Origin of the sequence: Marinobacter sp. VGCF2001 (genome assembly GCF_049943275.1) — a bacterium.
GTDB lineage: Bacteria > Pseudomonadota > Gammaproteobacteria > Pseudomonadales > Oleiphilaceae > Marinobacter.
On record NZ_JBNFVX010000002.1, the window covers coordinates 348,511 to 369,402 of the forward strand.

27 protein-coding genes are annotated in these 20,892 nt (G+C 58.2%); 14 read left to right on the forward strand and 13 right to left on the reverse strand.

Annotated elements, in window-relative coordinates; translation table 11 throughout:
• Positions 1-11 precede the first annotated feature (11 nt).
• A complete protein-coding gene (locus ACP2AU_RS04740; protein ID WP_426374939.1) occupies positions 12-905 on the reverse strand; it encodes a metal-dependent hydrolase in 894 nt (297 codons plus the stop codon).
• A 75-nt stretch (positions 906-980) separates the two neighbouring features.
• On the opposite strand from ACP2AU_RS04740, the gene ACP2AU_RS04745 reads away from it, so the two are divergent.
• Positions 981-2,231 carry a helix-turn-helix domain-containing protein gene (locus ACP2AU_RS04745; protein WP_426374940.1) on the forward strand — a complete coding sequence of 417 codons (1,251 nt, stop codon included), beginning with the start codon at positions 981-983 and terminating at the stop codon, positions 2,229-2,231.
• A 109-nt stretch (positions 2,232-2,340) separates the two neighbouring features.
• Positions 2,341-2,748, forward strand: a complete 408-nt coding sequence (locus tag ACP2AU_RS04750; RefSeq protein WP_426374941.1) for an NINE protein — start codon at positions 2,341-2,343, stop codon at positions 2,746-2,748.
• On the opposite strand, the gene ACP2AU_RS04755 is transcribed toward ACP2AU_RS04750, so the two are convergent.
• On the reverse strand, positions 2,749-4,116 hold the full coding sequence (locus ACP2AU_RS04755) for a WS/DGAT/MGAT family O-acyltransferase (protein WP_426374943.1): 1,368 nt from the start codon (positions 4,114-4,116) through the stop codon (positions 2,749-2,751).
• A 178-nt stretch (positions 4,117-4,294) separates the two neighbouring features.
• Here ACP2AU_RS04755 and ACP2AU_RS04760 point away from each other — a divergent pair, with 178 nt between their 5' ends.
• Complete coding sequence (locus ACP2AU_RS04760; RefSeq protein ID WP_426374944.1) at positions 4,295-4,960, forward strand: nitroreductase; 666 nt, start codon at positions 4,295-4,297, stop codon at positions 4,958-4,960.
• 265 nt (positions 4,961-5,225) lie between these two features.
• Here the strand turns inward: ACP2AU_RS04760 and ACP2AU_RS04765 are convergent, their stop codons facing one another.
• Positions 5,226-5,924: a hypothetical protein gene (locus tag ACP2AU_RS04765; RefSeq protein WP_426374945.1), complete on the reverse strand. Its 699-nt coding sequence runs from the start codon at positions 5,922-5,924 to the stop codon at positions 5,226-5,228.
• 40 nt (positions 5,925-5,964) lie between these two features.
• Between ACP2AU_RS04765 and ACP2AU_RS04770 the strand changes: the two genes are divergently transcribed.
• From ACP2AU_RS04770 to ACP2AU_RS04795, 6 genes are all read left to right on the forward strand, one after another.
• Complete coding sequence (locus tag ACP2AU_RS04770) at positions 5,965-6,309, forward strand: type I restriction-modification system subunit M N-terminal domain-containing protein (protein WP_426374946.1); 345 nt, start codon at positions 5,965-5,967, stop codon at positions 6,307-6,309.
• Between the two features lie 93 nt (positions 6,310-6,402).
• Entirely contained in the window at positions 6,403-7,023 is a 621-nt protein-coding gene (locus ACP2AU_RS04775) for a type IV toxin-antitoxin system AbiEi family antitoxin domain-containing protein (RefSeq protein WP_426374947.1), read from the forward strand.
• A gap of 63 nt (positions 7,024-7,086) precedes the next feature.
• A complete protein-coding gene (locus ACP2AU_RS04780; protein WP_426374948.1) occupies positions 7,087-7,350 on the forward strand; it encodes a BrnT family toxin in 264 nt (87 codons plus the stop codon).
• Positions 7,340-7,609: a type II toxin-antitoxin system BrnA family antitoxin gene (gene brnA, locus ACP2AU_RS04785; protein WP_426374949.1), complete on the forward strand. Its 270-nt coding sequence runs from the start codon at positions 7,340-7,342 to the stop codon at positions 7,607-7,609. The genes ACP2AU_RS04780 and brnA overlap by 11 nt, the downstream gene beginning before the upstream one ends.
• A gap of 137 nt (positions 7,610-7,746) precedes the next feature.
• Positions 7,747-8,577: a type I restriction endonuclease gene (locus ACP2AU_RS04790; protein ID WP_426374950.1), complete on the forward strand. Its 831-nt coding sequence runs from the start codon at positions 7,747-7,749 to the stop codon at positions 8,575-8,577.
• On the forward strand, positions 8,516-8,947 hold the full coding sequence (locus ACP2AU_RS04795; RefSeq protein WP_426374951.1) for a type I restriction enzyme endonuclease domain-containing protein: 432 nt from the start codon (positions 8,516-8,518) through the stop codon (positions 8,945-8,947). Before ACP2AU_RS04790 ends, ACP2AU_RS04795 begins: the two co-directional genes overlap by 62 nt.
• 64 nt (positions 8,948-9,011) lie before the next feature.
• On the opposite strand, the gene ACP2AU_RS04800 is transcribed toward ACP2AU_RS04795, so the two are convergent.
• The 8 genes from ACP2AU_RS04800 to ACP2AU_RS04835 form a co-directional block, all read right to left on the reverse strand.
• A complete protein-coding gene (locus ACP2AU_RS04800) occupies positions 9,012-9,440 on the reverse strand; it encodes a hypothetical protein (protein WP_426374952.1) in 429 nt (142 codons plus the stop codon).
• A gap of 6 nt (positions 9,441-9,446) precedes the next feature.
• Positions 9,447-9,587 carry a hypothetical protein gene (locus ACP2AU_RS04805; protein ID WP_426374953.1) on the reverse strand — a complete coding sequence of 47 codons (141 nt, stop codon included), beginning with the start codon at positions 9,585-9,587 and terminating at the stop codon, positions 9,447-9,449.
• Between the two features lie 76 nt (positions 9,588-9,663).
• A complete protein-coding gene (locus tag ACP2AU_RS04810; protein WP_426374954.1) occupies positions 9,664-10,182 on the reverse strand; it encodes an Hcp family type VI secretion system effector in 519 nt (172 codons plus the stop codon).
• 242 nt (positions 10,183-10,424) lie between these two features.
• Positions 10,425-11,213 (reverse strand): energy transducer TonB, encoded by a 789-nt coding sequence (locus tag ACP2AU_RS04815; protein WP_426374955.1) that lies wholly within the window; start codon positions 11,211-11,213, stop codon positions 10,425-10,427.
• The gene (locus ACP2AU_RS04820) at positions 11,210-11,620 is read right to left on the reverse strand and encodes an ExbD/TolR family protein (protein WP_426374956.1); all 411 of its coding nucleotides are present in this window, start codon (positions 11,618-11,620) and stop codon (positions 11,210-11,212) included. Before ACP2AU_RS04820 ends, ACP2AU_RS04815 begins: the two co-directional genes overlap by 4 nt.
• Positions 11,617-11,979, reverse strand: a complete 363-nt coding sequence (locus ACP2AU_RS04825) for an ExbD/TolR family protein (protein WP_426374957.1) — start codon at positions 11,977-11,979, stop codon at positions 11,617-11,619. The genes ACP2AU_RS04820 and ACP2AU_RS04825 overlap by 4 nt, the downstream gene beginning before the upstream one ends.
• 19 nt (positions 11,980-11,998) lie before the next feature.
• The gene (locus ACP2AU_RS04830) at positions 11,999-12,799 is read right to left on the reverse strand and encodes a MotA/TolQ/ExbB proton channel family protein (protein WP_426374958.1); all 801 of its coding nucleotides are present in this window, start codon (positions 12,797-12,799) and stop codon (positions 11,999-12,001) included.
• 89 nt (positions 12,800-12,888) lie between these two features.
• Complete coding sequence (locus tag ACP2AU_RS04835; RefSeq protein ID WP_426374959.1) at positions 12,889-13,656, reverse strand: sulfite exporter TauE/SafE family protein; 768 nt, start codon at positions 13,654-13,656, stop codon at positions 12,889-12,891.
• Between the two features lie 97 nt (positions 13,657-13,753).
• Here ACP2AU_RS04835 and ACP2AU_RS04840 point away from each other — a divergent pair, with 97 nt between their 5' ends.
• A complete protein-coding gene (locus tag ACP2AU_RS04840) occupies positions 13,754-15,241 on the forward strand; it encodes an amidase (protein WP_426374960.1) in 1,488 nt (495 codons plus the stop codon).
• Positions 15,242-15,388: 147 nt separating this feature from the next.
• Positions 15,389-16,000 (forward strand): hypothetical protein, encoded by a 612-nt coding sequence (locus ACP2AU_RS04845; protein ID WP_426374962.1) that lies wholly within the window; start codon positions 15,389-15,391, stop codon positions 15,998-16,000.
• Between the two features lie 20 nt (positions 16,001-16,020).
• On the opposite strand, the gene ACP2AU_RS04850 is transcribed toward ACP2AU_RS04845, so the two are convergent.
• Positions 16,021-17,436, reverse strand: coding sequence for an HDOD domain-containing protein (locus ACP2AU_RS04850; RefSeq protein ID WP_426374963.1), 1,416 nt, complete (start codon positions 17,434-17,436; stop codon positions 16,021-16,023).
• 205 nt (positions 17,437-17,641) lie between these two features.
• Between ACP2AU_RS04850 and ACP2AU_RS04855 the strand changes: the two genes are divergently transcribed.
• From ACP2AU_RS04855 to ACP2AU_RS04865, 3 genes are read left to right on the forward strand one after another with little or no spacing between them, the layout of a single operon-like run.
• A complete protein-coding gene (locus ACP2AU_RS04855) occupies positions 17,642-18,649 on the forward strand; it encodes a methionine ABC transporter ATP-binding protein (protein WP_426374964.1) in 1,008 nt (335 codons plus the stop codon).
• Positions 18,649-19,326, forward strand: a complete 678-nt coding sequence (locus tag ACP2AU_RS04860; RefSeq protein WP_426374966.1) for a methionine ABC transporter permease — start codon at positions 18,649-18,651, stop codon at positions 19,324-19,326. Before ACP2AU_RS04855 ends, ACP2AU_RS04860 begins: the two co-directional genes overlap by 1 nt.
• 19 nt (positions 19,327-19,345) lie before the next feature.
• The gene (locus tag ACP2AU_RS04865) at positions 19,346-20,128 is read left to right on the forward strand and encodes a MetQ/NlpA family ABC transporter substrate-binding protein (protein WP_426374968.1); all 783 of its coding nucleotides are present in this window, start codon (positions 19,346-19,348) and stop codon (positions 20,126-20,128) included.
• 85 nt (positions 20,129-20,213) lie between these two features.
• Here ACP2AU_RS04865 and ACP2AU_RS04870 read toward each other — a convergent pair whose 3' ends face one another.
• Entirely contained in the window at positions 20,214-20,867 is a 654-nt protein-coding gene (locus tag ACP2AU_RS04870; RefSeq protein ID WP_426374970.1) for a peroxiredoxin, read from the reverse strand.
• Positions 20,868-20,892: the final 25 nt, after the last annotated feature.

Consider the following 20,892-nt stretch of genomic DNA (forward strand, 5'->3'; position numbering starts at 1 on the left):
TCAAAAACGAACTACTGTAACGTACGCCGGTTACCGGTTCTGTATTGGGGGGCGATGTAGTCCCGGACCTGTTCCTTGAATTGCCGGATCAGCTCGCTGTTGTCCTTGTCCCAGGGGTGAAAACCGGGTTTGAAGTATTGCAGCCATGCGGGCACCAGGCTGGAGAAGGAGCCGTTGATGCCCCACATCCGCCACAGACCTTTGGCCGCATCTTTCACCGAGAAGTGCTGCCGATCGTTAAACGCCATGCGGCCGGTGTACCAGGTACTGACAATGCCCAGAATGGCGGTACTGAACACCTGATAGAACGCCCGCTCGGCATAGGTGCCGCCGGCCTGGCGGAAGACATCGAAGGCAACTGCTTTGTGCTCGGTTTCCTCGATGGCATGCCACACCCACAGGGGGCGCATGGATTCATGCATATCCTCGCGGATATCATCCCGCTCCAGCAGCATATCGGCCATCATCGCGGTGATATGCTCAAGAGCGCAGGTAATGGCCAGTTGGTGACGCCGGGGGAGTTTGCGGGTTAAATCCAGAATGACTTTGAGGTCCCGTTCCATCTCGTCTACCGGCATTCCCTGATCACGCACGTGCTGGTTCATGGCGATGTGTTCCAGGGAATGCATGGCTTCCTGGCCGATAAAACCGCGTACCTCGGCTTTCAGCTTGTCGTCCTGAATCTGATCCCGGAACGCCCGGACCGAATCCACGAAAAACTGTTCACCTTCGGGAAACAGCACCGACAGGGCGTTCATGGTGTGACTGATCAGAAAGTTGTTGTCCACCCAGTATCGGGGCACCTGCTCGCCGAACTCGAACCCCATACGCTGGGGCTTGATGGAGACGTTGTCCGGTGTGTGCGAGGCCCTGGGCATTTCGGGCGTTTGGGTTGTGGTTGCCATGATGTGACTCCTGTGCGAATGAACGCTTTGGCTGATGTCATGCCGTCAGTCTGTCGGAGTCAAACCGCAGACGGAATGCGCGAAGAGGACGGCCATCGTCCACAATGGGACAGAGAATTGGCCCGGGCGACAGTAGACCCGGGGCTGCGGGCCCCACTGTGGCTGCCGCCGGGTTCTGATAGAGTCGAATACACGATCAATATCAATCAGGAACACGCGATGGCCGCAACCGGTGCAGACAACGAACCGCTGATGGCAGGGTTATTCCTGGTGCCCGGGGTTTATCTGCGGGTGCTGGCCGATGCCGTGCGCCAATTGGGCTACAACGACCGCACGCTCTATCAGGGCTTGAAGTTTACCGCCGAGGACCTGAAGGCTAACGACAGCCGGGTGTTTGTGGCCGATGCTACCGTTATGGCCCAGCGGGCGCTGGCGCTGGCGGGCAAGGAGGGCCTCAGCTTTGTGTTGGCCCGGCAACTGCGGCTGACCATTCATGGCACCCTCGGATTTGCCGCACTCACCAGCCCGACCTTTGAGGGGGCGCTGGATTCTGTGCGTCGCTACCTGCAGTTGCGCGCGCCTTTTCTCAGCATCAGCCAGTCTATGACGGGCGACAAGGTACTGGTGCAGCTGTGTGCCGAGTTTGCGGAACCGCCGCTTTCGGAATTTCTGGCCGAAACGGTCAGCGCCACCCTGATTCTCCTGACCGAGCAGTTGCTTGACCGGACCGACGCCGAGGCCCGGGGCTTTGCGCTTGCAGACGGCAAATTACCGGGTGTGTCGGTACATCTGGCCGGGCCGGAACCCGACTATTACCGGCGATTTGCGGATCAATTGCCGGTTCGGATCGAGTATGGCCAGCCGGAGCCCATGCTGACCTTTCCCCGCAAGCTACTGGAGGTACGAATGCGGCTGGCGGATGCCGAGGCCTCCCGGATGGCTCTTGAGCAGTGCGAGTTCGAACTGCAGAAAGCCCTCAGGGAGCAGGGCGATCTGGTTCTGGCCGTGTGCAATATGTTGCGTATGACGCCAGGCCCATTACCCTCTCTGGAAGCCATGGCTGATCGCTTCTGTGTGTCGTCCCGAACCCTGAAGCGCCGGCTGGCCGAGCGCGATACGCATTATCGCGAGATTGTTGAAACTGTATTGAAAGACCGGGCCATCCAGTTGTTGCGTTACACCAATCAATCGGTCAGCGAGATTGCTTACCAACTGGGGTACGCCGATCTTTCCAACTTCAGTCGTGCGTTCCGGAAGTGGACGGGCACCTCTGCCAGCGAGTTCCGTGAGGGTGGCCCGGACCCGGCGCCAGAGCTGGGGCCCTGAACGCCGATTGTGTTTCCGGTATATGCCCCCATAATCAAAGGCATACCGGGCCTGTGTTTTGTCCTCTGCGACAACATTTTATTCAACTGCGAACAGGGAGAGCCGTGCCGTGAACGAAAAACCTGACACCCACAGCAAACTGATTGGTTATCTGCTCTGGATTTTCGGATTCCTGGGTTCCCACCGTTTCTACTACGGCAAGCCGGTGACCGGGACTATCTGGTTCTTTACCCTGGGCCTGCTGTTTGTTGGCTGGATCATTGATCTGTTCCTGATTCCGGCTATGGATAAAGAGGCCGACTATCGCTTTCAGGATGGGCTGGTCAGCTTCAACATCAGCTGGATCCTGCTGACCTTCCTGGGGGTCTTCGGGGTGCACCGGATGTACATGGGAAAATGGCTGACCGGTATCCTGTACCTGTTCACCGGCGGCCTGTTTTTCCTGGGTGTGCTGTACGACTTCTGGACCCTGAACAGCCAGATTTCCGAGCGCAACCGGGCGGATCAGCTGGGCTGATTACAGCCCGGCCTCGCTTTCCAGTTCCGCCAGACCCTGCTCCAGGTAATCCAGCATCCGTTGCAGGCTGGGCAGGGTCCGGCGACAGCCGATCAGGCCGAATTCCACCTGGTCGTTGTAGCTGGTGAGCGTCATGTTCAGAGCCAGCCGGTCCATGTCGATGGACACCGGGTACATTCCCTCCAGTTTCGCTCCGTTCCAGTACAGGGGCCTGGACGGCCCGGGCACATTGGAAATCACCACATTGAAGGTCTGCCATTTGGGCGCCAGCCCGGTCAGCAGGTGGAACGCGGCCGGGGCCAGGGTCAGGGCAGTGTAATTGACGATCTCTTCCGGGCTCATGTGGCGGTAGCGCTGCTTGGCTTCATCCATGCCCCGGTGAATCATTAACAGTCGTTCGCCGGCCTTGTGCACATCGGTGTGCAGGTTGGCCAGGATAACCCCTACCTGGTTACCCCCCGAGCTGTCTTCCCGCCGCAGGGACACCGGCACAAACGCGACCAGCGGTTTCTCTGGCAAGGCATCCCGGTTCATCAGATAGGTGCGCAGAGCTGCCGCGCACATGGCGGTGACCACATCATTGACGGTGGTGCCGTAAGCCTTGCACACGGCCCGGATCCGTTTCAGGCACCATGACTGGGCGGCAAAGCGGCGTGAGCCGGTGATTTTCTGGTTCAGCACACAGCGCGGGGCCTGAAAAACGGAGTCATAGGCCGGGTCTTTGCGAGCCTGATTGACCGTTTTCAGAAGCTCCCGGGTAACGGTGGGTATGGTGCCGAGTTGTCGCCCGGTCAGGCCAAGGATATGGGCAACACTGTGCCAGAGTGATTGACGTTCTGTTGCCCGGTTGTCCCGGGTCAGGCAGGGCAAGTCCCAGATAGGGGGCAGGCCCTGTTCCGTAGGGTCTTCGCTCAGCATTTGGGTGGCCATGCGCATGGCAGACACGCCGTCCACCAGGGAGTGATGGATCTTGGTGTAGAGCGCAAACTGCCGGTCTTTCAGTCCCTCAATCAGATGCACTTCCCATAACGGTCGTTCGCGATCCATCAGATGCGAGTGTTCGGCCGACACGAACGACAACAGCTCCCGGATACGCCCGGGCGTGGGCAGAGCCTCGAAGCGGAAATGATGCTCCAGGTCCAGATGTTCATCCTCAACCCACACCGGCTGACCGAGGCGGTAACTCAGACGTTGACTGAACGGCCCGGTCACCTCGGTTTTTCGCCGAAGCTGTTCTGCCAGTTGCGCCACGTAGTTGTCGGGCGCGTCTTCGGGGAAGGAAAACAGCTGGAGGCCACCCACGTGCATGGGCTGCTGGCGTTTTTCCAGCCAGAGAAAGAGCTGGTCGGTGGGGTTCAGAGGGGTCACGGGGGCTTCCTTATTCTTGGTTTATGCCCCAATACTACCCCACCCGGAGCCGGTAAAAATTGGCTTTGGTTACCGCTTCTGGCAAATGCCCGGTGCTAGTCAATCCGGATGGTTGTGCGCATACTGCTGCTGAGTTGCAGTGACAGCCCAAGATTCAGCATTTTTCGGAGTTTTGCTTATGGATGTTCAGCAAGCCGTTCTGTCCCGCCGTTCGGTGCGGGATTTTCTGGAAACCCCGGTGCCCGAGGCCACGCTCAAGACCGCGATTGAAACCGCTACCCGGTCACCCTCCGGCGGCAACCTCCAGCCCTGGCACCTGCACGTGGTCACCGGCGATGCCCTGGCCCGGCTGAAAACCCTGATGCAGGAGAAAGTCAGCAAAGGCTTCAACGAAGTGCCGGAATACGAAATCTACCCACCGAAACTGCAGTCGCCCTACCGCGACCGCCGCTTCGAGATCGGCGAGCTCCTGTATCGCCAGCTCGATATCCCCAGGGAAGACAAAGCCGCCCGCTTCGAATGGTTCAAACGCAACTTCGAATTCTTCGGCGCTCCGGTGGGTCTGTTCTGTACCGTCGACGACAACATGGGTCCGCCCCAATGGTCCGACCTGGGCATGATCCTGCAAACCCTCATGCTGTTGCTGTGCGAACAGGGGCTGGACAGCTGCGCCCAGGAATCCTGGTCGGTGTATCCGAAAACCGTCAGCGAATTCCTGGGTCTGCCCGAACACCGTAAAGTTTTTGCCGGTATGGCCATCGGCTACGCCAACCCCGACAGCCCGGTGAACCAGCTCACCAGCCCCAGGGCGCCGCTGTCGGAGAACGTCGAATTCATCAGCTGACCCGAGCAAAAAAGCCGGAGCATCATGCTCTGCGAAGAGAACAGATGGTCCGGCGCCAATGCCAACAACAATGATCTGATGGTCCGGCCTGAGTCCATGGCCGGGAGCTGTCGTCCCTGTTAATGATTAAGCGATCTGTATGCCAACTTTTTCAGCCCGGTAATTCAAGGGCTTACACGATTCGTGCTGGCTGGGCGTGATGTGAGGCCGGTCAGTGTGCCCTGTCATGGTGCCATGTGCACAAACCTGGACCGAAAAACCGGAATCAGGCCTGCCGTGTCATCAGCGCCAGAGGAACCCGATAGCGGAAACACCGGGACTGCTGGCGAACCATCACGGTACAGGTTTTCCGGTTCACTCGGGTGATTTCACCCTGTTTCTCGTGCCGTCCCTCGCCAAAGCTCACGGTGTCGCCGACCTGCCAGTGACGGCGCGCCGCGGCCGGATCAGGTAATAACAGCGTGGAGTTCGGAATATCCAGGCCCAACTCATGCGCAAGCCCGGTCAGGTGTTCCCGGATGGCGAGTGCGGTGCCGTTCTGGTGCAGCCCATCCAGTGCCGCATAAAAATGCCGGTTGTGAACAGAGCCGTAATGCCGCTGCCCGGCGCTGTGCTGCAGCAAATGGGCAAATTCATGGCAGCAGGTGTGGGCCAGCAGGTTCAGCACGCTTACCTGGCCGCCGAAATAACCTCGCCCCCGTATCTCTCGCGTGGAGAGCCAGCCCTGGGCGGTGGCCGGTTCGTGCTTGGCGGCGATCATCCGCGCTCCGTAGGTAATCAGGTGCTGATTCTGGCGGGGATCGAAACGGTGGTAAGTCGCCAGGCCCGAGCCAACCCGCAAGGCCAGCCCGGCGCCCGGTCTTTTTTGCTGAACCCAGCCTTCAGCCTGCGCCCAGAGAATGTCTCGGGTGGCTTGGCACATGAGGGTGCCGATGGTGTAGGCGTTCGAAGATTGCTGAGGCATGAGTTTTGATTGTGCCGAAAACAGTTGCGCGGTTGTATGGATGGATAGCCTAACCAGCGTATTTACAAATTGCTATGGGCGGTGTTCGGCGGGAAAGCCCATCTCCGAAATCGCCATCCAGAAATGCGGTTTCTATCTCCCGGATCATGCCCGTTATCACTACCTTCTGGGCTTGCCCGAGCAGGAAGACCTGGACCGCAAAATCAAACAGGCCATGGAAGCCATTGAGGAGTACAAGCCCGAGCTGGATGGTGTTCTGCCAAAGGACGAATATTTTACGCTCACCCGCACCAGTAATGACCTGCTGGCGGAGTTGCTGAAAAACTTCTCGAATATACCCTCCGATGTTAGTGGCGACATCTTCGGCAAAATTTACGAGTTTTAGAGTGATGAGTCAGACAACGCCGACGAAGCCGCCGCTTGAACCCTCAATGTTAATCAGACAAACTGTCACCAGATGTTAATAAGTGGTGACGATTTGTCTGATTCCGGCTCTGTCCGATTCTCTCGGGCACAACTCCAAACCCTGTTCCGCCAGCACGGCGGCCAACTCCGCCTGAGCGAAGCGCTGGCCCGGGGCTATAGTCGGTACCAGTTCTATCAACTCCGGGACGAAGGGCTGATAGAGCCGGTCAGCCGTGGTCTGTATCGGCTGGCGGATCTGCCGCCCATCGAAAACCCGGATTTGGTGGCCGCCGCTACCCGTTTCCCCAATGCGGTGCTTTGCCTGATTTCCGCGCTGGACTGGCACGGCATCACCACACAGATTCCTCATCAGGTAAACCTGGCGGTAGCGCGGGATGCTCGCCTGCCGGTGTTGGATTACCCACCGGTGGCCGGGTACCGGTTCTCCGGGATAGCCTTCAGCGCGGGTATTGAACAGGTCGAGGTGGATGGCATAGCCCTGAACGTCTACAACCCGGAGAAAACCCTGGCGGACTGCTTCAAGTTCCGGAATCGTATTGGCATGGATGTGGTCCTCGAGGCACTGGAGCTCTATCGCACCCGGAAAACGTTTCGTCCAGGCAAGCTGATGGAATACGCCAGAATCTGCCGGGTCGCTAATGCAATAGCGCCCTACGTGGAAGCTAAACAATAGATGCTAGTCGACGTCTTGTAGTACTATTTTGTTGAGTGAGTAAAAAAGGAATAATTTGTACTCATGGATGCGTTTGAATTTGATGGAACCAAAAGTCAGGTTAATCTGGATAAGCACGGTATTGATTTCGTGGCGGCGCAGCAGTTGTGGAACGATCCTTATTTGCTGGAAATAAAAACAACGTGCGTGGATGAGCCCCGTTATCTGCTGATTGGCAAGATTGGGGATAAGCACTGGTCGGCCGTTGTGACATACCGGGAAGGGGGTATTCGCCTGATTTCGGTCAGGCGTTCCCGCAAGAAAGAGGTTGAGCTTTATGAAAGCTAAAGAGTTTGACAAGAAGTTTGATGAGGCCCAAGGGGACGTGATTGAGGATCTTGACCTGTCTTCTGCCCGGCGGGTGAATCAGGAACAAAAGCGAATCAATGTTGATTTTCCGGCCTGGGTCGTAGAGTCTCTGGATCGTGAGGCTGCGCGTATTGGTGTTACCCGCCAATCTATCATCAAGGTCTGGCTGGTTGAACGTTTGCAGGCGGAGGCCGCCAACAAACCACTCACACAGGACAATGCAGGCGGTGCCCACTAACGGAGCGGCAGAACTCCGGAGAATACCCACCCGGTCCATGGAGTCGGCAGGCCGATGGCTAGTTTTATTTCGGAAGACAACATTGAGCAGGCGCTGTTGCAGCGCCTTTAGCACATTCACGGTTTCAATGTGCTGGATTGCTATACGGCAAAGCCGGAAGACCTGAACGATGGCTCTCACCGCGCCGACAAGCGGGATGTGATTTTCCCGGTCGAGTTAAAACCGCCTGCCTGGCATTGAATCCCGGTATCTCTGAAAGCAAGATCGACGAAGCCATTGAACGGGTGATGAACCGGCGTGCGGCCATATCGCCGATTGCCGCCAATCGGGAACTGTATGACCTGATCCGGGATGGCGTGCCGGTGCAGTTTGACGATGAGTGCGGCATCAAACAGCACGACAAAGTCCGGCTGGCTCATTTTGGCGACCCGAAACAAAACCGCTGGTTGGCGGTCTCCCAGTTGTGGATCAAGTCGTTGGGCCAGGCCCCGAAGTCCGCCTACCGTCGCCCGGATGTGATCCTGTACGTTAACGGGCTGCCCCTGGTCTTTATCGAGCTGAAGAACTCCAATGTGCGGCTGCGCAATGCCTTCGAGGATAACCTGCGCAGTTACCGCCACGACATTCCCCAGTTGTTCCACTTCAATGCCTTCTGCGTGCTATCAAATGCCCTAAGACCCGGAACACCCTCTTCAACTGGTGTTCGTGTGCGCCATGTGGCTAACCGGGTCGCTTCATATCGCGTCAAAGGCCACAGCGGTGATCTGGTCGAGAAGAAAAACGGCGAAATCGTCGATTACTACAATGTGTTCCGCAATATGCGTAAAGCACTGAAAGATTATGCGCAGGGCGCAGATGGCGAAGAGCAGCCGGTTCAGGATAAGTCCGAGCTCTTCGAACTACTCGATGATGCGGTTACCCAAACACTCGAGTTCTGCCGGCAGCTCCTCGGCAGATGCGTACTATGAAGATCTGGTCCAGTACGTTGGTAACATTCGGGAACAATCAGAACGGCATATCCGTGAAGGTCTCAGCGAGGATGAGCTGGAGATCTATGACCTGTTGAAAAAGGACAAACTCACCAGGGCCGAGGAACAGAGAGTGAAGCTGGCGGCAAAGGATTTGATCATCCGACTGTTGGAAGGCCATCCGAAAGTGTTGGTTCAGGATTGGTGGAAGGATGGTCAGACTCAACGAGCTGTAAAGGCTGCGATTGAGGAAGTTCTGGATAAGGACTTGCCGGAGAGCTACGACCGGGTGGCGTTTAAAGAGAAGTGTGACAACGTGTTCGAGTTGGTGGTGGAGTTCGCGGCCACTGGCCGTAAATGGGTTGCCTGAGTTTACCGGAGAGCATACTAAAGCAGCCCTCCATTCTTGCCTTTAGGTAAGTAGTCGCACTCACTCAGATGCCAGGGGAAACGGTTCCTGAGATCTCATCGAACAAAGCATCGGGAAAGCTGATCACCAGGATAGAGTCCGCATTCTCGTCGTGGGTCACATATCCGGTAGGATGGCCCGGGTTTCTTGCTGCAAAGCCGCTGAATCCAGTTGGCAGTTGCATTGCCTCGGTTTTCACGCCGTTTTTGTCGGTAATTGAACGAAGTGTATCCAGGAACTCGGATGCAGAGGATACGTCGTCAGGCACTGGTTCAATTCTGAGAAAACCGACAGCTGTTTCGTTCTGGAAAATCGTTACATCGTTTGTATCAGAGCGCACCGCATCAATATGTTTTTTGTCGATTGAGACTGCATAATTTACGTTGGGAGAGAAGGATATCGACTGTGTTGACGTGCAGCCGGGTAAAAACCAGTGCGAGCAATAGAGTGACAATAATTTTCATTTGAGCAGACATCCATTGTTCATTATCTGAGAGACGTTTCCAGAAAGCTCCGGAATTGCAACCCGCTCGCCGTAAAATGCAGCTATTATCGCCTGAACGGCAGCGATATCGTCTTGAGTAAGGTTGATGTCGCTCACTATCAAACTCCTTTTGACAGTCTGAAAAATAAAAGGAGGAGGCAGCAGCCTCCTCCTTTGGCGATCAAGGCAGTAATCAGGCCTCGATCGGCGAACGCCAGTCGTCAGCACCGGAAGTACCGGCAACGGCGTGCTCCCAGGTGACCTTGCGGTAGGACAGCGATACAGTCACCAGCTGGGTGAAGTCCGCGTTGGCGGTGTCCTGGCAGTGGGGCATATTGCAGTTGATGTCGATGATGGTGGCATCTTCCAGGATGGTGGAGAAGAAGTGCTCCTGCTTGCCCTCAACGGAGGTGCGGTACCACTTCAGCTCGACCTTCGGCAGCATTTCGCCGGACGCCAGGGCGTTGTACATCAGCGGCGTGGCCTTGTTCAGGGCCGAGGTGAACTTGAACGGCTTGTGCACGCGCTGGCCGGAGGGCTGACCGGACTGGGGGTCGGTCGGCACGGTGACAACGTGGCTGAATTCCTGAACCAGCACTTCATCTTCGTGGCCTTCCACGTAGATGTTGCCGACGGAATCGGACGTGAATGCGCCCGCCGTGATGTTCCCCTGGGTTTGACCTTCGATGCTGATATAACAAGGAGTTGGCATAGTCTGCTCCATGACATTGTTGTGAGTGAATGTCCCGAGGTTGTTCCCTGGACGGTCCGGAGGTAAGCAAACGTCATGCCAGTTCCATAAATGCTATCTAAATCAGGTATATAGTGATTTTTTCCTGGTTTTTTTGAGGCTTCGGGCAAGCTGTTGCCTGGCGGTTGGGCGAGCTTTTGCTGGCCGGGCAAAAAATCGCCCGAACGGTTGCGCGCGGGTCAATCGCCGAATGTGGAAAGGCGTCAGCGCAGCCGGAAGCGCACGGGCAACGCGTAGGTGAATACCCGGCCCTGCATGGAATCCGGCACCGCCGGCAGTGGCGCCGCTTGTGCCAGCATCTCCAGCGCTGCATTGTCCAGCAATGGGTGACCGGAGCTGTCACGTAAGGAATGCGAGACCAGCGAGCCATCACGCCGGAATTCGAACAGGATGACCGGTGTGCCTTCCTGACCGAGGCGGCGGGCCCGGCGCGGATAGTCGTAGAAACGGGCCAGATGGCGGCTGAGCTTGCTCAGATAGCTGTCTACCTGTGACGACTGGCCGGCATTCTGCAGCGGTATTGCGCTCTGGCGGACATGGCTCTCTGCTTCCTGGCCGGCCGGTTGCTCTGGCGTCTCGGCTACTGGCTCAGTGGTCGCTTTTGGCGGAGTTGGCGTTGCCTCGGGTTCCGGCTCAGGGCTGGGATCCGGTTCAGGGGCGGTTTCCGGTTTGGGGGCCGGCTTGGGTTTTTGTACGGGCTCCGGCTTCGGTTTCGGCTTGGGTTCTGGGTCCGGTTTTGGCTTGGGCTCTGGCTTTGGTTCCGGCGGCTGCGGGGTGCGGGCGACGGGGGCAGGTTCCGGTTCCGCCGCTGGCGTTGCTGTTTTTTTGCCGGCAAGGCTAATCCTGATGGCCGGGGCGGTGTTCACGGCGCTGTCACCCAACACTGGCATCTCGGGTACCTTGCGAGGAACCGCCAGGACAATGGTTGCGGCGGTGATGATCAGGGCCGTCAGCAGGATCAGTAATTTCGCCAACCCTCTGGCGGTGGTCATGTGGCCGGTTCCGTCAATAACAGCACATCAACGTAACCACCGGCTTCCAGCACGCGTAATACGCTCTCAAGGTCGGTCATGGCCAGGCTTTGGTCGGCCGCGATTTTCAGCGGGGTGCTTTCGTCCGGCGCGGGTAAAACCGTTAACAGGCTCTCGGGAGTTTGTCGTTCGCCCCCCACCAGCCACCGGCCGTCTGCCTTTATCATCATATCGGCTTCCGGTGAGCGCTGTGCGTCAGTCTTTTCGCTATCGGGCAGTTCCGGTAGCGGCTCGTTGGTCAGCTGGCCGGCCACGATAAAAAACATCAGCAGCAGAAACACCAGGTTGATCAGCGGCAGCAATGCGTCTTCAACACGATCCAGCAAGCCTTTACCGGAGGTTGATGGAGGAGGAACCAGTTCTGTCATAACTCGGGTGTGGGGTTGCGTTGCCAGTGGGCGGTAATACCGGCGTTGTCCAGCGCGCTGAGCACCCGGGTGAAATGAGTTAGCTGGGTAGCGGGGGCCGTCGCCAGGTTTGCCTTGCCCGTGCCCTGCCCCCTCAATGCTGCTAGTAGCTGTGGCAGTTCATAGTCCTGGTTATTCCAGCGAACGGTACCGTCCGGGTTGACCTCAAGCTCGGGCAACGGTTCGCCGGAGGCCGCGCCCCGGGCATCGGTATCGTTCGAGAGCTCAAGATAACCCACTGGCAACAGGCGTGTCGTGAGCATAAAAAAAACCAGCAGAATGAACACCACGTCAATCAGCGGCGTGATCCGGATTGGCATGGGCCGCCCAGGCCGGGGTTCAACCAGCTGCATGGGCCAGCCGCTGATGCTCGTTGAACGAATAGTCCGGTGCGGCCTTCGAAGCGCTGGTTTCCTGTTGCTCAGCCCGGGGGGATTCGGGAGCCGTTTCCGAATCTGTTGCTGAAGCGTCTGGCAGAACGTTGAAAACACTCACCAGAGCACTGTTGATGGTCTTGTGGATGCGGCGCAGGCGGAATTCTATCCAGGCCGCCAGGGCGGCGAACGGAATGGCCACAACCAGGCCCGCTGCGGTGGTGGTCAGAGCCTCATAGATGCCGCCGGAGAGTTGGCTGGCATTGGCACGACCATCGGAGGCTGCCATGGCACTGAAGGCCTCCATCATTCCCATAACCGTGCCCAGCAAGCCCAGCAGTGGCGCCAGAGCGGCGATGACTTCGATGATTTTCAGTGGGGCCTCGAAGGGTTCCAGGGCGGCCTGGGCATCTCGTACTGCGGTCTCCCTCACTGCGCCGATGTGCGGGGCGCTTCGGCTGGCGTTCATGGTGTCTACCAGCAGATGCATCATGGGATTTTTCCGTCCCAGAATCCCGGCACCGCTGCGCAACTGCTCCGGTGCTGTCTGGGCTGGCTCTGCCTGCCACTGAGCCAGTAGCTCCCGCAACGGCCGGGACAAGCGCGGTGCGTAGAGAGCGCCGAACAGCATCAGATAAACGAACGTGACGGCGCCTGCTGCTGCGATGGCAATCAGAATAATCATCACAGGGCCGCCCATGTCGACCAGTTGGGCAAATGGCCCAAGGTCAGCCAGTGAAGTCGACGTGGCAGAAAGAGTATCCATAGGGGGAGATCCGGCTACGAAAATGGCGATCTAAATAATAACGATTATCACTGTAATTGCAAGTGAGAGGCCGCTGCTGAAGACCACAGTTACCCCAGCCAGCCTGCAGAACCGGCGGCCTGCCAGAGCAAGCGCAAGGCCAGTAGGGTAAGCACCACATTGAAGGCTGTATGAAACCATCGGTTATTGATGGATTTGAGCAGGTGCAGCCCGAGCCACGTGCCCGCGAAGCCGCAGGCAATCATGGCCAGAATAAAGATCAGCCATTCTGAAAAGACGAAGCCGGCCAGGCCGAACACCAGCGCTTTCGGCGCGTGCTGCAGGGTCATGGCGGTGCCGAAGGTGGCTACAGTGCGAAACCGGTCGGTATGAATCTGTTTGATAAACGCCGCTACCAGGGGGCCGGTGGCGCCAACGAAAAGGCTGACAAAGCTGGTGATGGCAGAGGCGACAAACACGCCGAACGGGCCAAAAGAGGCCTTGGGTAACCCGGGGCCCCAGCACAGATACAGCACGAACAGGGCAATGCTCAGTTGCCAAAGATGAGCCGGCAGGTCTACCAGCAGGCAGGCTCCCAGGCCGGCTCCGGCCAGCACGCCGGGGGCAAAGGTGGCAATTACCTTCCAGTCGATATGATGCCGGGTCAGTACCGCTCGGCCGCTGTTGGAGCCCAGCTGTATCATGCCGTGAACGGGAATAATCGCCGCCGGTGGCAGCCAGGATGCCATCAGTACCAGCAGCAGAACGCCACCGCCGGCACCCAGCGTGGCGGTAATCATTGAGGTAACCGTTGACGCGATCAGCAACAAGAAAATGGCGCCGGTATTCAGGGCTTCGGGAAACAAGGCCAGGCTCATGGAACTCACTCGGGTATTATCGTAAGCTCCTGAGTTTCCGGTTTATAACAACAATGTCCAGGGAACTTTTGCCTGAGAACAACACGTAGGGTTGCCAATGAAGCCGTCCGAATATCTCCGTTACGATGCGACTGCGCTCGCTGATCTGATTCGCCGGGGGGAAGTCAGTGCCCGGGAAGTGGCCGAAGCCGCGATCGGCCGTGCGGGCCAGGTCAATCCCCGGTTAAACGCGATTTGCCGACCGCAGTTTGAAGAGGCCCTGACCCAGGATTTCCCGGCGGAAGGGGCCTTCGCCGGTGTTCCGCTGTTGCTCAAGGACCTTGCGCAGGAACAGGCCGGACACCCCTGTACGTTTGGCAGCCGGGCCCTGCTGAAGAACATCGCCACGCGGGATTCGCACTTTGTCCGCAGCGCCCGGGAAGCCGGCCTGGTGTTCCTGGGGCGCACGGCAACGCCGGAATTTGGCCTGAAAGCCGTCACCGAATCGGAATTGTGGGGCCCAACCCGCAATCCCTGGGATATCGAGCGCACCCCCGGGGGTTCCAGTGGCGGTTCCGGTGCTGCAGTGGCGGCCGGGATAGTGCCTATGGCGGGAGCTAACGATGGTGGCGGTTCCATCAGGATTCCGGCGGCGTATAACGGCCTGTTCGGTCTTAAGCCGTCACGGGGCCGGATTTCGGTAGGCCCGCACGCGGGTGAGGCCTGGACCGGTGCCTCCACCGATCATGTGGTCTCCCGAACGGTCAGGGACAGCGCCGCCATGCTGGATGTTTTGTCTGGCCCCGCCAGTGGCGACCCGTTCATCATCAGCAAGCCTGCATCGCCCTGGGCAGACCTGATGCAGCAGTCACCCGGCCGGCTCAGAATCGGTGTGTTTACCTCCTCACCCTACGATACGGAGGTGGCGCCCGAGTGTGTCGCGGCGGTGGAGGAAACTGCGCGCCTGCTGGAATCCCTGGGCCATGAGGTTGAATACGCCCGCCCGGAATTCGACGGATTGGCCCTGGCCCGCTGCTATCTGGCCCTGTACTTCGGAGAAGTGTCTGCCTTGATGGCGCGGGCGAAAGCCGAATTCGGTGCCACTGATCAGGACTTTGAACTGGAAACCCGTTTGTTGGCTATGCTGGGCCGTACCATGCCGCTGCCGGATTACGTGCGCATGAGACAACAGTGGAACGACTTCGCCCGGGCTCTGGGGGCCTATTTCGACCGCTTTGATCTGTACCTTTCCCCCGCCACTGGCCAGCTGCCCGCCAGAATCGGGCAAATGGACACACCTGCCCACCTCAAGCTGATGGCCAGGCTGATGCTGGGTTTGAAGGCCGGAAAACTGGTGCACAGGAGCGGGCAGGTGGATCAGATGGCACTGGAAAGCCTGGCCCGGACACCGTTTAGCCAATTGGCGAACCTGACGGGCACGCCGGCGATGTCCGTACCCATGCACTGGACCCGGGACGGGCTCCCGGTGGGCGTGCAATTCGGGGCTGCTCACGGTGGCGAGGATCGGCTGCTGCAGGTGGCGGCGCAACTCGAGGAAGCCAATCCCTGGTTCAGCCATTACGAACGCCTTGAATCGGCGTTTTGAACCTTCCGCGGAAATAAAGTGTGTGCGGGGGGTTGTGATCCGCAGGCATGAACTCCACGTTTATCTTTCCAGGTGGAACAGGCTATGCTGTTAGTCAGGGACACCGGTTCCTGATTACCCTGATGGCATCGAGGAGGCGAGCATCTTATGAACCAATCGATGGCAATCGACGATTTGGTATCCGTAGCACAGGCTGAGGCCATGGGGGAGCTTGACGCGCCCATGATGGCCATTGTCCTGTCCAGCGATCAAAGCTACGACCTTCCTATCAACTCATTGGAGACCGATGCCGACAAAGCCCGCTGGGGACTGATTCTCCGGGCTGCGAGAGAACACGTGGAGGCAGACGCCGTGGCTGTGTTGTATCCGGCCTGGACGACGATTCGCCGGAAACCGGCCGACGAGCAACCCGAACCTGAGCAGACCGCGGCCGATGAAGAGTCCCGGGAAGATGAAAACGGCCCCATCGACACCTTGTTCGTGCAGTTACACACCCGGGATCGCATTTACTGGCGAGGGTTCGAGCAGATTCGTGATCCACGGCATCAGCGCATTATCGGCTTTCGCCGAATCAAGGCGCTGTCCACGGACTATGAACGAGACGATGCGCCTTCGGTCACATCCTGGCTCAGCACGTTGTTTGAGCCGCTGCCCGATGAAGGCGAAGAAACCGAAGTGGACAGGGAACTCTCCGATCTGCTCGAAGAGCCTGAGGTCAGTGCGGCGCTCTATCCGAGGCAGATGCGCTCGTTGCACTGAGGCGTTTGCCTGGCCGGATGTCAGCGAGCGGACATCAGGGTCAGGCACAGTTGCGCATTCTGGATAAAGTGACCAAAGGCAGCCAGTTGCTGCTCTGACGGCACGTAGCCTGCCGCCGCGTTGTCGGCGTAAAACAGCCCCACCAGACGGCCCTTGGCTTTCAGCGAACCGGTCAGGGCCGGCACTTTTCCCAGCCAGCGATCATAAGTTACGCCCTCACTTTGTTTTCCCGGCTCGTAAACAGCCGAGGTGGCGTGGGGCAAGAGTGCGCCCAGGGCACCGGTTCCATCTTTCTGGATGATGAAGTGTTCGCGCCAGGCGTCGGTGCCCCGGCCACCGACTTTGCGAGGAACCAGCGCATGGCCGGAACGATCCGTCATCAATAGTGCCACACGTTGCATACCGATGGCCCGGTGAATGCCCTCAATCACCAGCTGGCAGACTTCATTGATGTCCGGCTTTTCCGCCAGTGTCTGGGTCAGTTCCCGCAGAATCTGCAGTTGCAGATCGGCATCCATATCGGGGGCCGGTGCCGGCTCGGCGGTGTCCTGATTACCCGGCAGCAGGGCTGTTACCTGGGGAATGCCGAGGGATACAGCGACTTTGGTGGCTTCGCCGGCGTTGGCTTTGAGTTGGTCCCGGATGGCGGCTGGCGTCTCGCCCGTGTCGCCGGAAAGCTTCTCGAGCACCTTGTCCATCTCGGCACCACTCCAGCCATGTTCAGACACCCTGGCCATTTCCACGCTGTTCCGTACCAGGCTGCTGGCCATGGAGTTGGCCTTGCCGGGTGCCACGACTTCCTTGATGAACGGTCCCAGCGACCAGGCGCCAACCAGCCCGCGCGTAATTTCCACAAAGGTGGTGTGAAGCACGGCTTTCTGGGCGTCTACGGGAGGCTCGCCCAGCCTCAGGCGCTCTTCAAGCTCACGGGCCTGTTCGGTGTCGCAGGACCAGAACGCCAGTTCTCCGATGTTCATTAACAGAGCGCCAATGAATACTTCTTCCAACGCGTGATCCGTGCGCTTGGGCATCAGGCAGCGTGCCTGGACGGCAGCATGAATGGCCCGTGCCAGGCATTGCAGCAAATGCGGCCGGTCGTGTCGCTTGAGGAGCGAGTCGACAATCAGCGAGGAAATGGCCATGGATTTGACCGCGTCGAAGCCGATCAGGGTGATGGCCCGGCTTACCGTGCTGACTTGCGTCCGGGTCTGGTTGTAGAACACCGTGTTGGACAACCTCAGCACCTGAGATGTCAGCTGGGCATCGTTGAGAATGGCGTTCGCCAATTCGTTAATCGTGCTGTTGCGGCTGTCGGTCAGTTCGTTGATTTGCTTGAGCGTATTGGCCAGAACCGGCAGTTCAATTTTGCTCAGGTAAGACACCCATGCCTGGGTCGAATTCATCCTTGAGGGCGGATTTTCGGACGTTTTGGTCACGGAACGGGCGCGCCTCGGAATGGTATGCAGTCGTTAGTGTATTTTATGGATACAAGTTTAGCCGAGCCGGCCGGGGTCTGTCAGGTACCTTTTGGTGTAAGGGGAACTCCGGATACGCCGGTGTGTTAGTGTTCAGGATTCGGGTTTAATCGCCGAATAGGCTATAATCGCCGGCTTTTAACCACGTATCTGCAAGGCACTGATCGTGATTGTATTTGACCAGGTAGAAAAGTCGTACCAGGTGGCCGGCCGGGCGATCCCCGCGCTGCATCCCACCAGTATGACCGTAGAAACCGGTGAGGTGTTCGGCATCGTCGGCCACTCCGGAGCGGGCAAGTCCACGCTTGTGCGACTGATCAACAAGCTGGAACCCTCCTCTGGCGGCCGCATCCTTATCGACGATGAGGATATTACCCGATACAGCGCCGCAGAACTCCGGTCGTTCCGCCGCAAGGTGGGGATGATCTTCCAGCACTTTAACCTGTTGTCCTCCAAGACGGTGGCAGACAACATTGCCTTTCCGATGAAGCTGGCCGGCATCTACTCCAGGGCTGACATTCGCAGCCGGGTGGACGAGCTGTTGGCGCGGGTCAGCTTGAGTGAGCACGCCAACAAGTATCCGTCGCAGCTGTCCGGTGGCCAGAAGCAACGGGTCGGCATTGCCCGCGCCCTCGCCTGCCGGCCCACCATTCTGTTGTGCGATGAAGCAACCAGCGCACTGGACCCGCAAACCACCCAGTCGGTGCTCAAATTGCTGGCTGACATCAACAAAGAGCTGGGCCTGACCATTGTGTTGATCACCCACGAGATGGACGTGGTGCGCCGGGTCTGCGACCGGGTGGCCGTTATGGACGCCGGGCGAGTGGTAGAGATGGGGCCGGTCAGCGAGGTGTTTCTGCATCCGCAGCATCCGACCACCCGGGATTTTGTGTTCGAGAGCGAAAACGTTGACCGGGACGAACTGCAGGAAGATCTGCAAAAGGCCAAGGGTCGTATCCTGCGCCTGACGTTCAAGGGCGAGTCCACCTATAAGCCGTTGCTGGGCAGTGTCGCCCGCGAGTCCGGCGTGGATTTCAGTATTCTGTCGGGCCGGATCGATCACATCAAGGACACGCCTTATGGCCAGTTGACCTTGTCACTGGTGGGGGGTGATCTGGATGTGGCCATGAAGGCTCTGGAAGCCGCTGACGTTCATGTGGAGGTGGTGCGCTGATGGAAGCCTTGATGGATACCCTGATGGGTAACGTGGACTGGGCCGAGATTGGCTGGGCCAGCTGGGACACCCTGATCATGGTGGGGATGTCGCTGTTGTTCAGTGTGGTGATCGGCCTACCGATTGGCGTGCTGTTGTTCCTGACCGGAAAGCGCCAGTTGCTGGAGCAGCCGGTGGCGTATGCCGTGCTCTCGTTTGTCGTGAACGTATTGCGATCGGTGCCGTTTATCATCCTGCTGATTGTGATGATTCCGTTTACCGTGATGTTGATTGGCACTTCTCTGGGGGTCGCTGGTGCCATTCCGCCCCTGGTGGCCGGTGGCGCACCCTTCTTTGCCCGCTTGGTGGAAACTTCGCTGCGGGAGGTGGACAAGGGCATTATTGAGGCAACCCAGGCCATGGGCGCCAATGTTCGCCAGATTATCTTCGGTGCCTTGCTGCCGGAGGCGCTTCCCGGCATCATCGCGGGCATCACGGTGACCGCGATTACCCTGGTGTCTTACGCGGCCATGTCCGGTGTGATTGGTGGCGGTGGTCTTGGTGATTTGGCTATCCGCTTCGGATACCAGCGTTTCCAGACCGACGTTATGGTCATCACGGTTGCTTTGCTGGTGATTTTTGTCCAGGTGTTGCAGATGGTGGGCGACCGCCTGGTTCTGTATTTCAGCCGTAAATAATTAACGCAGGAGATTTGCTATGAACCTGAAGAAAACCCTGGTGGCCCTGGCGGCCGCTGCAACCTTTTCCTCTGCCGTTCAGGCAGAAACCCTGTCTGTGGCTGCCACGCCGGTACCCCACGCCGAGCTGCTCGAGTTTGTAAAGCCGGCACTGGCTGAGCAGGGCATTGAGCTGGATGTAAAAGTCTTTACCGACTATGTACAGCCCAACATCCAGGTTGATCAGAAGCGCATGGATGCCAACTTCTTCCAGCATCAGCCGTATCTGGATGAATTCAACGATGGCCGTGGTACCAATCTGGTGACGGTCGCCGGCATTCATGTGGAGCCGTTTGGTGCCTACTCCAGCAAAATCGACTCTCTCGATGCACTGGAAGAAGGCGCGGTTGTGGCTATCCCCAACGACCCTACCAACGGTGGCCGTGCGCTGCTGCTGCTCCAGAAGGCGGGCCTGATTACGTTGGAAGACGAAAGCAAGATTACCGCGACCCCGCGTGATATTGCCGATAACCCCAAAGATCTGGACTTCAAGGAACTGGAAGCCGCGACCCTGCCACGTATCCTGAACCAGGTGGATCTTGCGCTGATCAACACCAACTACGCGCTGGAGGCCGGTCTGAACCCGTCTGAAGACGCGTTGATGATTGAAGGTTCCGAGTCACCGTATGTGAACATCCTGGTGGCCCGTCCGGACAACAAGGACAGCGACGCCATGCAGAAGCTGGCCAACACCCTGAAATCCGATGCGGTGAAAGACTTCATCATGGAAAAATACGAAGGTGCGGTGGTTCCGGCGTTCTGATCGGGGCGGCAGTGCCTTCGGGCACGCCCAGTGCACAAAAAAAGGGCAGCCTGTTGGGCTGCCCTTTTCGTTTGCGGCGTCAGAATCAGTCGCCACTCCAGTTCGAGCGCGGGTCCGGCGTCATCCGCAGGTACGATTTCACCGCTTTATACCCTTTCGGAAAGCGTTTTTTGATTTCGTCTTCATCCTGCAGCGACGGCACAATCACCACATCACTGCCACTTTCCCAGTTACCCGGGGTGGCCACGCGGTGCTCGTCGGTCAGTTGGAGGGAGTCAATCACCCGCAGTACTTCATTGAAGTTACGACCGGTTGAAGCCGGATAGGTGATGATCAACCGGACTTTTTTGTTCGGGTCAATCACGAACAGCGAACGCACGGTCAGGCTGTCGTCGGCATTCGGGTGAATCATGTCGTACAGCTCGGCCACCTTGCGATCCTGATCGGCAATGATCGGGAAGTTGACGGTGCAGCCCTGGGTTTCGTTGATGTCTTTGACCCAGTCGTGGTGAGAATCCACCGGGTCTACGCTCAGTGCGATGGCCTTGGCGTTACGCTTGGCAAATTCATCTTTGAGTTTGGCGGTCAGGCCCAGTTCGGTGGTGCAGACGGGGGTGAAATCGGCGGGGTGAGAGAACAGAATGCCCCAGCCATTACCGAGCCATTCGTGAAATCGAATGCGACCCTCGGTGGTCTCCTGTTCGAAATCCGGCGCGGTATCTCCAAGACGCAGACTCATACGTACTCTCCTTTGACACGGTTGT